13 protein-coding genes are annotated in these 12,533 nt (G+C 69.4%); 7 read left to right on the forward strand and 6 right to left on the reverse strand.

Going from position 1 to position 12,533, the window contains the following annotated elements; translation table 11 throughout:
• Positions 1 to 13 precede the first annotated feature (13 nt).
• Positions 14 to 313: a hypothetical protein gene (locus C9992_RS16875; RefSeq protein ID WP_327317924.1), complete on the reverse strand. Its 300-nt coding sequence runs from the start codon at positions 311 to 313 to the stop codon at positions 14 to 16.
• A gap of 128 nt (positions 314 to 441) precedes the next feature.
• Here C9992_RS16875 and C9992_RS16880 point away from each other — a divergent pair, with 128 nt between their 5' ends.
• The 7 genes from C9992_RS16880 (at position 442) to pstB (ending at position 8,607) form a co-directional block, all read left to right on the forward strand.
• Positions 442 to 1,140 (forward strand): response regulator transcription factor, encoded by a 699-nt coding sequence (locus C9992_RS16880; RefSeq protein WP_106816810.1) that lies wholly within the window; start codon positions 442 to 444, stop codon positions 1,138 to 1,140.
• Between the two features lie 102 nt (positions 1,141 to 1,242).
• On the forward strand, positions 1,243 to 3,408 hold the full coding sequence (locus tag C9992_RS16885) for an RNA degradosome polyphosphate kinase (RefSeq protein WP_106816811.1): 2,166 nt from the start codon (positions 1,243 to 1,245) through the stop codon (positions 3,406 to 3,408).
• Positions 3,405 to 4,343, forward strand: coding sequence for an NUDIX hydrolase (locus C9992_RS16890; RefSeq protein WP_106816812.1), 939 nt, complete (start codon positions 3,405 to 3,407; stop codon positions 4,341 to 4,343). The genes C9992_RS16885 and C9992_RS16890 overlap by 4 nt, the downstream gene beginning before the upstream one ends.
• Before the next feature lie 233 nt (positions 4,344 to 4,576).
• On the forward strand, positions 4,577 to 5,677 hold the full coding sequence (pstS, locus tag C9992_RS16895; protein ID WP_106816813.1) for a phosphate ABC transporter substrate-binding protein PstS: 1,101 nt from the start codon (positions 4,577 to 4,579) through the stop codon (positions 5,675 to 5,677).
• A gap of 83 nt (positions 5,678 to 5,760) precedes the next feature.
• Positions 5,761 to 6,708 (forward strand): phosphate ABC transporter permease subunit PstC, encoded by a 948-nt coding sequence (gene pstC / locus C9992_RS16900; protein WP_106816814.1) that lies wholly within the window; start codon positions 5,761 to 5,763, stop codon positions 6,706 to 6,708.
• On the forward strand, positions 6,708 to 7,805 hold the full coding sequence (pstA, locus tag C9992_RS16905; protein WP_106816815.1) for a phosphate ABC transporter permease PstA: 1,098 nt from the start codon (positions 6,708 to 6,710) through the stop codon (positions 7,803 to 7,805). Before pstC ends, pstA begins: the two co-directional genes overlap by 1 nt.
• Positions 7,806 to 7,827: 22 nt before the next feature.
• The gene (gene pstB / locus C9992_RS16910) at positions 7,828 to 8,607 is read left to right on the forward strand and encodes a phosphate ABC transporter ATP-binding protein PstB (RefSeq protein ID WP_106816816.1); all 780 of its coding nucleotides are present in this window, start codon (positions 7,828 to 7,830) and stop codon (positions 8,605 to 8,607) included.
• 52 nt (positions 8,608 to 8,659) lie between these two features.
• Here the strand turns inward: pstB and C9992_RS16915 are convergent, their stop codons facing one another.
• The 5 genes from C9992_RS16915 to C9992_RS16935 all read right to left on the reverse strand — a co-directional run bounded on the left by C9992_RS16915 (position 8,660) and on the right by C9992_RS16935 (position 12,449).
• On the reverse strand, positions 8,660 to 9,547 hold the full coding sequence (locus tag C9992_RS16915) for an aminodeoxychorismate lyase (protein ID WP_106816817.1): 888 nt from the start codon (positions 9,545 to 9,547) through the stop codon (positions 8,660 to 8,662).
• Between the two features lie 184 nt (positions 9,548 to 9,731).
• Positions 9,732 to 10,370 carry a response regulator transcription factor gene (locus C9992_RS16920; protein WP_106816818.1) on the reverse strand — a complete coding sequence of 213 codons (639 nt, stop codon included), beginning with the start codon at positions 10,368 to 10,370 and terminating at the stop codon, positions 9,732 to 9,734.
• 83 nt (positions 10,371 to 10,453) lie between these two features.
• Positions 10,454 to 10,861: a VOC family protein gene (locus C9992_RS16925; RefSeq protein WP_106816819.1), complete on the reverse strand. Its 408-nt coding sequence runs from the start codon at positions 10,859 to 10,861 to the stop codon at positions 10,454 to 10,456.
• Positions 10,862 to 10,937: 76 nt separating this feature from the next.
• Positions 10,938 to 11,285, reverse strand: coding sequence for a helix-turn-helix transcriptional regulator (locus C9992_RS16930; protein WP_106816880.1), 348 nt, complete (start codon positions 11,283 to 11,285; stop codon positions 10,938 to 10,940).
• A 96-nt stretch (positions 11,286 to 11,381) separates the two neighbouring features.
• A complete protein-coding gene (locus C9992_RS16935; RefSeq protein WP_106816820.1) occupies positions 11,382 to 12,449 on the reverse strand; it encodes an anti-sigma factor domain-containing protein in 1,068 nt (355 codons plus the stop codon).
• Between the last annotated feature and the right edge of the window lie 84 nt (positions 12,450 to 12,533).

Below are 12,533 nucleotides of genomic sequence, written 5' to 3' on the forward strand. Positions count from 1 at the left end.
CATGACAAGGAGTCTAGCCGGGAACGAGGGCCGCCAGCCCGAACCCCAGGCTGATCACCCCCATGACCAGCGCGGCGCCGAAGACGCTCGCCGCCACGCGCTCGGTGAATCCCTGGGAGCGCCCGCTCCACAGCTGGATCGCGAACCCGGCGATGAGGCATCCGCCCAGCCCCACACCCAGCCACGCGGTGCGCCAATCGGGCGTCGAGAAGATGCCCACCGCGATGGCGATCAGCGCGGCCAGCACCCACACGGCGACGATGCCGCCGAAGGTGCGGCGAGGGGCGAGTTCCGGCACGGCCACGTCGTCCATCATGGCTCATCGAGCCCCCCGCTGCACCCGTCGCGGTGGGAGCGAGGGCGTCACGCGGCGCGGGCGCTGCTTTCGCACGCCCTACACTGGGTTCGCGGCGCGCGCCCACGCGCCGGGAAGGCGATCCATTGGCACAGCTCCTGGTTCTCAGTTCCACGCACGGAGGCGGTCCCGTCCTGCCTTCGCTCGAACTGCTGAGCCACCGGGTGCGTCTGATCCCGGCCGAGCCCGCCCAGCTGGTCAACGCGCCGAGCGCCGACGTCATCTTCATCGACGCGCGCGTGGACCTCGTGGGCGCCAAGTCGCTGTGCAAGATCCTCAACACCACCGGCCTCGACGCTCCCCTGCTGCTGGTGGTCACCGAGGGCGGGCTGACCGCGGTCTCACCGGACTGGGGGGTCGACGACGTCATCCTCTTCACCGCCGGCCCCGCGGAGGTCGACGCGCGCATCCGCCTCGCCGTCGGCCGCCAGTCCGCCGAGCAGGTGTCCACGCGCATCCAGACCTCGGGCATCACCATCGACGAGTCCTCCTACTCCGCCAAGGTGCACGGGCGGCCGCTCGATCTCACGTACAAGGAGTTCCAGCTGCTGCACTTCTTCGCCACGCACCCGTCGCGCGTGTTCACGCGCGAGCAGCTGCTGAGCGAGGTCTGGGGATACGACTACTTCGGAGGCACCCGCACGGTCGACGTGCACGTGCGGCGCCTGCGCGCCAAGCTCGGCGACATGGAGCAGCTGATCGGCACGGTGCGCAACGTCGGATACCGCTTCAACGTCTACGAGGACGAGCCCGAGCCGGCACCGCGGGAGCGGGCCGGCGCCTGACCGGACGACCACACGCTCGGCGCCGAGTGCGCCGTGCCGGGCCGCCCGGACCACCTCAGGATCGTTCACACTCTCGTCACGTGACCCTGCAATGATGAGGGGATGATCGAACCCGAGGTGCTCGACGCGGGACTGGGCGACGCGGACGACGACGACTTCGACGTGTCCGAGGCCTTCGACTCGCAGCTTCCGGAGAATCGCTACCTTGATCGTGAGCTGAGCTGGCTCGCGTTCAACCAGCGGGTGCTGGAGCTGGCCGAGGACCCCGATCTGCCGACCCTCGAGCGGGCGAACTTCCTGGCGATCTTCGCCAGCAACCTCGACGAGTTCTTCATGGTGCGCGTGGCCGGCCTCAAGCGCCGCATCGTCACTGGACTCGCGCTTCCGACCAACGTCGGGCGGTCCCCCGCCGGCGTCCTGGCCGACATCTCCGCCGAGGCGCACCGCCTGCAGCTGCGTCACGCCGAGGCGTGGACGTCGCTGGTGAAGCCGGCGCTGGCGGATGCCGGCATCCAGGTCCTCTCCTACGACGCGCTGAGCGAGCAGGAGCGCGCCGAGCTCTACGACTACTTCCAGGCGCAGGTGTTCCCCGTCCTGATGCCGCTGGCCGTGGACCCGGCCCACCCGTTCCCCTACATCTCGGGGCTGTCGCTGAACCTCGCGATCCGCATCCGCAACGCCCGCACCGGGCGGCAGGAGTTCGCGCGGCTGAAGGTGCCCCCCATGCTGCCGCGGTTCGTCGAGCTGCCGACGGTCGAGGGCACCGTGCGGTATCTGCCGCTCGAGGAGCTCATCTCCAACCACCTCGACGACCTCTTCCCGGGGATGGAGGTGCTCGACCATCACGCGTTCCGCCTCACCCGCAACGAAGACGTGGTGATCGAGGAGGACGAGACCGAGAACCTCATCCAGGCGCTCGAGGCCGAGCTGCTGCGCCGCCGGTTCGGCCCGCCCATCCGGCTCGAGATCACCGACGACATGGATGACGTGACGCTCGATCTCCTCATCAAGGAGCTCGACATCACCGAACAGGAGGTCTATCGCCTCCCCGGCCCGCTCGATCTGCGGGGGCTGTTCGACCTGGCCCGCATCGACCGCCCGCACCTGCGCTACAAGCCGCACCTGCCCACCACGGCGCTGGCGTTCCAGCCGGGCGACAACAACGAACGCCCCGACATCTTCGCGGCGATCCGCAAGGGCGACGTGCTCGTGCACCACCCGTACGAGTCGTTCGCGACGAGCGTGCAGGCCTTCCTCGAGCAGGCCGCCAAGGACCCTCATGTGCTCGCCATCAAGCAGACGCTGTACCGCACCTCAGGCGACAGCCCCATCGTCGAAGCGCTGATCGACGCCGCCGAGGCCGGCAAGCAGGTGCTCGCCCTGGTCGAGATCAAGGCGCGCTTCGACGAGGCCAACAACATCGTGTGGGCCCGCAAGCTCGAGAAGGCCGGCGTGCACGTCGTCTACGGCCTGGTCGGGCTGAAGACCCACTGCAAGCTCGCCCTCGTGATCCGCGAGGAGAACGGCGTGCTGCGCAGCTACAGCCACGTCGGAACCGGCAACTACAACCCGAAGACCAGCCGCATCTACGAGGACTTCGGACTGTTCACCGCCGACGACCTCGTCGGCCGCGACCTCACGCGCCTGTTCAACGAGCTCAGCGGGTACGCGATCGAGAAGAAGTTCAAGCGCCTGCTCGTGGCTCCCCTGCACCTGCGCAAGGGATTGCTGCGGCTGATCGAGAAGGAACGCCGCAACGCCCTGAACGGCCGGCCGGCGGCGGTGCGCATCAAGGTCAACTCGATGGTCGACGAGCAGATCATCGATGCCCTGTACCGGGCGAGCCAGGCGGGGGTGAAGGTCGAGGTTTGGGTGCGCGGCATCTGCGCCCTCAAGCCCGGCGTCGCGGGCATGAGTGAGAACATCACGGTCCGCTCGATCCTCGGCCGCTACCTCGAGCATTCCCGCATCTTCGCCTTCGAGAACGACGGCGATCCGGTGGTCTACATCGGCAGCGCCGACATGATGCACCGCAACCTGGACCGTCGGGTGGAGGCGCTCGTGCGCGTGTCGACACCGGCGCACATCAAGGAACTGAACGACCTGTTCACCCTGGCCATGAGCGACACGACGAGCTCATGGCACCTCGGCCCTGAGGGCGAATGGGTGCGGCACAACCACGACGAGGACGGCAAGCCGCTCCTGGACCTGCAGGACCGCACGATGACGAACATCCAGCGCCGTCGCAGGGCGCGGGCGGTGCGATGACGGAGACCGCCGTCTACGCCGCCGGCGGAGTGGTCTGGCGCATCGTGGACGACAAGGTCCGCGTGCTGCTCATCCACCGGACCAAGTATCGGGACGTCACGCTTCCCAAGGGGAAGGTCGACCCCGGCGAGATGCTCGCCGAGACCGCGGTGCGCGAGATCCACGAAGAGACCGGCATCCGTGTCGCCCTCGGCGTGCCGGTCGGCATCTCGCGCTACCGGCTGCCCAGCAAGCGCACGAAGATCGTGCATTACTGGTCCGCAGAGGCGACCGACGCCGCCATCCGTGCTTCGGCGTTCGTGCCGAACAAAGAGATCGCGGCGATCGAGTGGGTCTCGCCGAAGAAGGCCCTGCGCCGGCTGAGCTATCCCGTCGACGTCGAGATCGTGGAGAACTTCCTGCGGCTGATCGACGAGGAGGTGCTCCGCACCTTTCCGCTCGTCGTGCTGCGTCATGCCAAGGCGGTCCCGCGTGACGAGTGGGAGGGGAAGGATGCCGCGCGCCCGCTGACGCCGCGCGGGCGCAAGCAGGCGCGCTCGATTGTGGGACCCCTGCTGGCCTTCGGGGTCCGGAAGATCGTGTCGAGTCCCGCCGTGCGGTGCCAGAAGACCGTCGCTCCCCTCGCCCGCGAGCTGGACCGCAAGATCGATGCGTCCAAGCTCATCAGCCAGGACGCGTGGGAGGAGGGGAGATCCGACCCCCGCACGGTCGTCGGCCAGCGCGTGCGTGCCCGGAAGCCCGCCGTGCTCTGCAGCCACGGACCGGTGCTCCCCGAACTGCTCAGCGAGCTGGCGCTGGCCACGGGCACGCTCCGCGGCTCGTACCTCGGCAGCGCGTCGTCGCTGGACTTCGCGGCCTTCTCCGTCGTCCACATCCCCGTCGACAACCCGGGCTCCGGCATCGTCGCCATCGAGACGCACGTCCCGAAGGTCTGAAGGCGCCTCCCGGCGCAGGTGAACAGACGGCGCCCGCGGTCGCGGGAATCCGCGGAAGCGGTCGCCCGGCGTGGATAGGCGTGCATGGATGTCGGCATCCCGTTCACCTTCCGTTCACCCGCACAGCCCACTCTCTTAAGAGTCCGAGCCTACGTTTCAGATCGAGCCCCGCACCGGGCTCGAACCCGAAGGCCAGTCCGGCCTGTTTCCCTGACACGTGAAGGATTCACACAGTGAAGATCTCTCGCATCGCCCAGGTGGGCGCTGTCGCCGCGATCGCGGCCCTCGCCCTCGCAGGCTGCGCCTCCAACGAGACCGCCGGCGGCAACGCCCCCTCCGCCAGCGAGGGCCCGACGCTCAGCGGCACGCTGAACGGCTCGGGCGCGACGTCGCAGCAGGTCGCCATCCAGGCGTGGACCGCAGAGTTCCAGACGGCCAACCCCGACGTGACGGTGAACTACGACCCGCAGGGCTCGGGCACCGGCCGCGAGTCGTTCCAGTCCGGCGCCGTGCAGTTCGCGGGCTCGGACCGCGCGTTCAAGCTCGAGGAGATCGAGGCCGGCACGTTCGACGCCTGCGCTGAAGGGTCCGACCTCGTCGAGATCCCGGCCTACGTCTCGCCGATCGCCATCGCGTTCAACGTCGAGGGTGTGGACGAGCTCAACCTCGACCCGGCCACGATCGCGGGCATCTTCGCCGGCACGATCACCACCTGGAACGACCCCGCGATCGCCGCGACCAACTCGGGCGTGACCCTGCCCGACCTCGCGATCACCCCCGTCCACCGCTCCGACAAGTCGGGCACCACGGCGAACTTCACCGACTACATGTCGCAGACCGCCGGTGACGTCTGGACCTACGGCTCGGTCGAGGAGTGGCCGGTCCAGGGCGGCGAGGCCGCGCAGGGCACCTCGGGCGTCGTCAACGCCATCAAGGGCGGCAACGGCACGATCGGCTACGCCGACCACTCGCAGACGACCGACCTCACGGCGGTGAACGTCCAGGTCGGCTCCGAGTGGGTCGAGCCCTCGGCCGAGGGCGCGGCGAAGGCGCTCGACGCCTCGCCGCTGGAGGAGGGTCGCGCACCGACCGACCTCGCGTTCGAGATCGACCGCACCACCGAGGAGTCCGGCGCCTACCCGGTCATGCTGGTGAGCTACCTCATCGGCTGCGTCGAGTACAAGGACGCCGAGATCGCCCCGCTCGTGAAGGGCTTCTTCTCGACCGCGGTGAGCGAGGCCGGCCAGCAGGCCGCGGCCGACAACGCCGGCAGCGCCCCGATCTCGCCCGAGCTCGCCGAGCAGTCCCAGGCGGCGATCGACCAGATCAGCTGACACCCTCATCGGCCCCGGACGCCCCACGCGCGTCCGGGGCCTGATGCGGATCACACGATGATTCCCCGACCAGGACGGATGAGATGACAGCCACCGCCCCCGCCGCGACGAAGATCCCGGCCAGACAGCGCCCGGGCGACCGGTGGTTCTCCGGTACGGCTCTCGCGGCCGGATCCATGATCCTCGTCACCCTCGCCGCCGTCGCGATCTTCCTGATCGTCCAGTCGATCCCCGCGATCGGCGCGAACACCGAGGACGCCTCGCTCCTCACCACGAACTTCTGGGACTACGTCTGGCCGCTGCTGTTCGGCACCATCTGGGCCGCGCTGCTGGCCCTCGTGATGGCCGTCCCGCTCTCGCTGGGCGTCGCCCTCTTCATCTCCCACTACGCTCCCCGCCGTCTCGCGCAGGGACTCGGCTACATCGTCGATCTGCTCGCGGCGGTCCCCTCGGTGGTCTTCGGCCTGTGGGGCATCCTCGTCCTCGCCCCCGCGGTGCAGCCGGTGTACGTGTGGCTGAACGCCAACATGGGCTGGTTCCCGCTCTTCGGCGGCGACGTGTCGGCCACCGGACGCACGATCTTCACCGCCGCCATCGTGTTGGCCGTGATGGTGGTCCCGATCATCACCGCCATCTGCCGTGAGATCTTCCTGCAGACCCCCGTCCTCCACGAGGAGGCGGCACTGGCCCTCGGCGCCACGCGGTGGGAGATGATCCGCATGGCGGTGCTGCCCTTCGGCCGCAGCGGTATCGTCTCGGCGTCGATGCTCGGCCTCGGCCGCGCGCTCGGTGAGACCATGGCGGTCGCGATGGTCCTCTCGGCCACCGGCACCGTCACCTTCGAGCTGTTCACGTCGACCAATCCGTCGACGATCGCCGCGAACATCGCCCTGACCTTCCCCGAGGCATACGGGACCAACATCAACGTCCTGATCGCAACGGGCCTGATCCTGTTCATCGTGACGTTCGCCGTCAACTTCATCGCGCGGTGGATCGTGAACCGCCGCAAGGAATTCTCTGGGGCCAACTGATGACCATCACCGCTACGCCTCCGACCGCCGACGTCATCCCCACGCGATCGCAGCTCACGACCGGCCGGCTCCCCACGTGGGCCGTGTGGGGGCTCGTCGCCGGCTCGCTGGTCGTGATGCTCGTCGTCTTCGCGATCATCGCGCTGGGCTCGCAGGAGGATCTGAACCTCGCCGGCTGGCTGGTCTCGTCGGGCCTGGTCTACCTGGTGCTCATCTTCACGATCTCCGCGATCGTCGAGAGCCGCCGCAAGGCGGTCGACCGCCTCATCACCGGCATCGTGACCTCCGCCTTCATCGTGGCCATGGTGCCGCTGGTGTCGGTCGCCTGGACGGTCATCGTCAAGGGGATCGCACGCTTCGATGCCGAGTTCTTCTCCAGCTCGATGCGCAACGTCGTCGGTGAGGGCGGCGGCGCTCTGCACGCGATCGTCGGCACGGTGCTCATCACCGGCATGGCGGCGCTGATCTCCATCCCCATCGGACTCATGGCGGCGATCTACCTCGTCGAGTACGGCGAGGGCAAGCGCCTCGGGCGCGGCATCACATTCCTGGTCGACGTCATGACCGGCATCCCCTCGATCGTCGCAGGCCTGTTCGCCTACGCACTGTTCGCGCTGTTCCTCGGCCCCGGCATCCGCATGGGCTTCATGGGGTCCATCGCGCTGGCTGTGCTGATGATCCCCGTCGTCGTACGTTCGACGGAGGAGATGCTGCGGCTCGTACCGAACGAGCTCCGCGAGGCGGCCTATGCGCTGGGCGTTCCGAAGTGGCTCACGATCGTCAAGGTCGTGCTGCCCACCGCGATCGCCGGAATCACGACCGGCATCATGCTGTCGATCTCGCGCGTCATCGGCGAGACGGCGCCCCTGCTCATCACCGCCGGCTTCACGAACAGCATGAACTACGACCTGTTCGACGGCCGCATGCAGACCCTCCCCGTCTTCACGTACACCGAGTACATGAACCAGGGCATCCCGCCCGAGGCATACGTCGACCGCGCGTGGGCGGGAGCGTTCACGCTCATCCTCATCGTGATGGTCCTGAACCTCATCGCCCGGATCATCGCCAAGGTGTTCTCGCCGAAGACCGGCCGCTGACCCCCGACCCGAAAGAACCGCCTTGTCCAAGAGCATCGAAGTCAATGACCTCAACGTCTACTACGGCGACTTCCTCGCCGTCGAAGGCGTCTCCCTCTCGATCGAGCCACGGAGCGTCACGGCCTTCATCGGGCCGTCCGGCTGCGGCAAGTCCACGTTCCTGCGCACCCTGAACCGCATGCACGAAGTCATCCCCGGCGCCCGTGTCGAGGGTGAGGTCCTCCTCGACGGCGACAACCTGTACGGCGCGGGGGTCGACCCCGTGCTGGTCCGCCGCCAGGTGGGCATGGTCTTCCAGCGCCCGAACCCCTTCCCCACGATGTCGATCCGCGAGAACGTGCTGGCCGGCGTCAAGCTCAACAACAAGCGCATCGCGAAGTCGGACGCCGACGCGCTCGTCGAGAAGTCGCTGCGCGGCGCGAACCTCTGGAACGAGGTCAAGGACCGTCTCGACAAGCCCGGCTCGGGCCTGTCGGGCGGCCAGCAGCAGCGCCTGTGCATCGCGCGCGCGATCGCCGTGGCGCCCGATGTGCTGCTGATGGACGAGCCGTGCTCGGCGCTGGACCCGATCTCGACCTACGCGATCGAGGAGCTCATCGGGGAACTGAAGAACGAGTACACCGTCGTGATCGTGACGCACAACATGCAGCAGGCGTCGCGCGTGAGCGACAAGACCGCATTCTTCAACATCGCCGGCACCGGCAAGCCCGGCAAGCTGATCGAGTACAACGACACGACTGCCATCTTCACGACCCCCTCGGTGCAGGCCACCGAAGACTACGTCTCCGGCCGGTTCGGATAAGTCGCTTCCACGGCCTCCCGAAGCCCTCGCCACCGGCGGGGGCTTCGTCGTTTCAGTCCCGGGGGCTGAGCAGGTAGCGGTTGAAGGATGCCGTCAGCGGGGCGTCCACCGGGACCGCGACGCCGTCGATCGCCGTGATGGGCGCGGCCAGGCGCACACTCGAGACCAGCCATGCGGCATCCGCTTCCTGTAGGGCACTCACGTCAAGCATCGCGTAGGCCGTCTCGTACCCCTGCTCCTCCAGATGCGAGAACAGGCTCAGCTGCGTCGTGCCGTGGAGGATCCCGCCGTTCGGCGCGGGGGTGAGGAACCGACCCTGGATGCGCAGGATCAGGGACGCCGTCGGGGCCTCGAGCACGAAGCCGTCGGAGGTCACGAAGATCGCGTCATCGGCCCCCCGTCTTCGCGCTTCTCGCAGTGCGGCCATGTTCACCGCGTACGAGAGCGTCTTCGCGCCCAGCAGAAGCCAGGGAGCGGCGGCCGGGGTGGCGATGCCGTAGCCGCGGTCCAGTGTGACCACCCGGATCCCCTGCTCGCGCGCGGCGGTGTTGTCTGCCGCAGGGGCCACGGTGACCCAGGCGGTCGGCGCGGGCCCGTGCTCCACGCCGCGGCTGAGGATCAGCTTGATGACACCTTCCCCCTCACCAGGGGCGTGCGCCGCGGCGACGGCGACCGCCTGGCGCCACTGCGCGAGGTTCGGCGCGGCCAGATCGCAGATCCGGGCCGAATGCGCGAGCCGCTCCAGGTGGGCCTCGGTCTCCTGCGCGTGGCCGTCCACGACCGCGATCGATTCGAAGATGCCGTCGCCTCGCTGCGTGCTCAGCTCTCCGACGCTGAGGGCCGGCGCCGAGGGGTCGATGACGCGGAACGATCCGGCGAAGTCGGTGCGCGGATCGTCGGCGGCGGCGGGGTCGATCACGAGCGCGAATCGCAAGGTCATGCCCCGAGCCTACGGCGTGGGAATGCCACGCCCCTCCCCTCGGTTACACTGGAACAGCCGGGCCGCAGTAACCCCGGGCTCCATCTTCTGCCGCTGCGAGCGGCCTTGCGCCGAGAGGCGTTCTGCGGCCCGGCTCTTTCATGTCCGGGATCGTCGTCATGCCCGGCCCTCGCGGGCGCGGTGTTCAGCTCAGCGCGTCACGGCGCCACAGCCCGGCGCAGACGGTGAGGTCCGCCGCGTAGTCCGACAGCCGCAGGGCCCGCGTGGTGAACGCCGACGCGCGCTCGGGCTCGGTGGCCTCGTAGTCGTCCGCCAGGTGGGTCGCACCGGACGCCTGCACGCGGCAGAACGCCGCGGCCCGGTCCAGCGCGACGGCGAAGTCGCCCTCGAAGAGCCCGCGAAGGATGGTGTCGACGAGCGCCACCAGCTCTTCCGGCCCAGCCGGCGAGGGCGCCCCCGCCACCACGTCGTCAGCGGACGCGAGTTCGGCGCGGCCGCGCTCGTAGAGCAGGGCGGCCGTGCGCGGGTCGTCGTGGATCATCAGCTGCACGAGGTACAGCCGCCACAGCGCACCGGGCAGAGTCCGCGCCGGAGAGCGCGACCAGAGCTCGGCGATGTCGTCGATGCCGTGCTCGTCGGTGAAGGCGACGAGGCGATCCACGATCGCCCCATCGGGGTCTGCCCGCACCCGGGCCAGCAGCGCGTGCGCCGTGGTGTGCGCGACGCGCGACACCTCGGCGGGATCCTCGGCCGAGAACACGCGGTCGAAGAGCTCCGCCGGCCGGCGGACGGGCTTGTGGAACTCCCGAGACGAGTCGCTCATTCGGTCCAGGCTACTCGCCGCGACGAGCGCCGGCTCGCGCTCCAGCGCTGCGGCCCAGGGCAGGCACAAGGTCGACGCCCCGCTCAGACCTGGTTGATCCGGATGTGGTTGCCGGCCGGGTCCCGGAAGGCGGCGTCACGAGGACCCCAGCCCTGCTCCTTCGGCTCCTGCAGCACCTCGGCGCCGAACGAGCGCAGCCGTTCGAACGTCGCGTCCAGGTCCGTCGTCGTGAAGACGTAGGGCCCGGGACCGGATCCCTTCACGACGAGGCGCTGGAGTGCTTCGCCGTCCTCGGGCGAACGCCCCGCGGTCGGATCCGACACGACCAGCGACAGCCCGGGCTGACCGGGGAAGCCGAAGCTCACCCAGCGGTGGCCGTCGTACGCGACGTCGTTGACGATCTCCAGTCCGAGTCCGTCGCGGTAGAAGGGGATGGCGGCGTCGACGTCGTCGACGGTGATGGGGCTGTAGGCCAGTGAGATGTTCGTCATGTCCGTCAGGCTACGGCGCGACCGGCAGCGGGTGCTTCTCCGATCGTGCTCGGTTCACCGGTGGGCCGCCGGTCGGTCAGGCGTAGCGTGTGGGCCGAGTGAGGATCTTCGCGACGCACAGCGGCATCGCCTCGGCCGCGTCGTGGGAGCGCGCCCGATACGAGCTCGGCGACTCCCCCACGATGTCGCGGAAGGTCGAGCTGAACGAGCCGAGCGAGGTGGCGCCGACCGCGACACAGGCATCCGTCACGGAGATCCCGTCGCGCAGCAGCGCCATGGCCCGTTCGATGCGGCGGGTCATGAGATACCCGTACGGCGTCTCGCCGTACGCAGCCTTGAACTCCCGCGAGAAGTGCGCCGGAGACATGTGCGCGGCCGCCGCCATGGTGGGCACGTCCAGCGGCTGCGCGTAATCGCGGTCCATGAGGTCGCGTGCACGGCGCAGGTGCGCGAGGGTCTGGGTCGTCTGCGAGGCGGATGCCACGTCTTCAGGCTAGCGCCCGGCCGCGGCTGGCGGCCTTCAGTCCGTCGGGATCTCGACGATGCGCTCGCCGGACGCCTCGCCCTCGGGCGCGCCGCCGGCAGGCTCCACGGTCATCACGATGGTGTCGCCGGGAGCGAGCTCGCCCTTCAGCAGGACGGTCGCCGCGCCGTCGGCGCCGGCGCGGAAGGTGCCGGCCGGGATCTCGTCGCCGTCGCGGAGCAGCCACAGCTCGAAAGTGCGGTCGCGGTCGATCGCCGGAAGACCGGTCGCCTCCACGACGGCACGGCCCACCGATGGCGCCCAGTGCGCCGTGGCCGCTCCACCATCGGTCAGTTCCTCGGTCGCGGTCTGCGAATCCGGCGCATCCTGGATCTGCTGCAGGGCGGCGACCTCGGGCGGACGGTTCACGTACTCGTTGAGGGTGGCCACTGCGAAGCCCACGGCGACGAGCAGCACCACGGCCGCCACCAGTCCCACGACTCCGCGGGTCCAGTTGCGGCGCTCGACCGCCTGGATCGTCGCCGTCGTGGGCGCGGGCTCGACGAAGGACTCCTCAGCGTCGACAGAGTCCGGAGCTGTCCACGGCACCCCAGGCGGCGCCTGGGCGGCGGTGGCGGCATCGACAGGGGGAAGCCGCGGTGTCCCAGAGATCCGCGTCAGAACCGTGGATCGGGTTCTCAGCGGGGGCACCTCCTCCCGCGTGCGCTCGTCCGCCGGCGGCGCGTCCGCCGTCGGCGCGGCGCCTCGGCGCTCACGGCGCAGCATCGGCTGGTCGTCGCCGGCGGGACGTCCGGCCGCCTCGGCGGCGTGCCTCTCCGCGATCGCCAGCACCCACTCCCTGCCCGCTTCGGCGACGGGGTCGAAGCGCCACGCCGTCGTCCACACATCGACGAACACCGCCTCGAGCACCTCCTCGCCCCCGTCGCGGTCGAGACCCCGGTGGAGGATCAGACCGAACACACGCGGCGAGAGCAGGTCGTACAGGCGCGCCAGCGCCGCCTGCTCGCCCGAGGCGATGCGCTGCAACAGCTCACCGACGCGGTCCACGGGGGCGGACGCGTCCTTGGGCACATCCAGACCGTCGATCACCATGTCCTCCAGCATGCCTCAGACCGTCGTCACGGGCCCTCCCGGCCTGTCTGCCGAGGCCGCTTGCATCGAATCGGCACCGCGTCAAGGCCGTGGAGC

Source organism: Microbacterium timonense (genome assembly GCF_900292075.1).
In the GTDB taxonomy this organism is placed as follows: Bacteria; Actinomycetota; Actinomycetes; order Actinomycetales; family Microbacteriaceae; genus Microbacterium; species Microbacterium timonense.

Excerpts from the sequence above, each read along its gene's own strand:
- C9992_RS16875 (WP_327317924.1), bottom strand. The coding sequence starts at position 313 with ATGGACGACGTGGCCGTGCCGGAACTCGCCCCTCGCCGCACCTTCGGC.
- C9992_RS16885 (WP_106816811.1), top strand. The coding sequence starts at position 1,243 with ATGATCGAACCCGAGGTGCTCGACGCGGGACTGGGCGACGCGGACGAC.
- C9992_RS16890 (WP_106816812.1), top strand. The coding sequence starts at position 3,405 with ATGACGGAGACCGCCGTCTACGCCGCCGGCGGAGTGGTCTGGCGCATC.
- pstC (WP_106816814.1), top strand. The coding sequence starts at position 5,761 with ATGACAGCCACCGCCCCCGCCGCGACGAAGATCCCGGCCAGACAGCGC.
- pstA (WP_106816815.1), top strand. The coding sequence starts at position 6,708 with ATGACCATCACCGCTACGCCTCCGACCGCCGACGTCATCCCCACGCGA.
- C9992_RS16915 (WP_106816817.1), bottom strand. The coding sequence starts at position 9,547 with ATGACCTTGCGATTCGCGCTCGTGATCGACCCCGCCGCCGCCGACGAT.
- C9992_RS16920 (WP_106816818.1), bottom strand. The coding sequence starts at position 10,370 with ATGAGCGACTCGTCTCGGGAGTTCCACAAGCCCGTCCGCCGGCCGGCG.
- C9992_RS16925 (WP_106816819.1), bottom strand. The coding sequence starts at position 10,861 with ATGACGAACATCTCACTGGCCTACAGCCCCATCACCGTCGACGACGTC.
- C9992_RS16930 (WP_106816880.1), bottom strand. The coding sequence starts at position 11,285 with ATGGACCGCGATTACGCGCAGCCGCTGGACGTGCCCACCATGGCGGCG.
- C9992_RS16935 (WP_106816820.1), bottom strand. The coding sequence starts at position 12,449 with ATGCTGGAGGACATGGTGATCGACGGTCTGGATGTGCCCAAGGACGCG.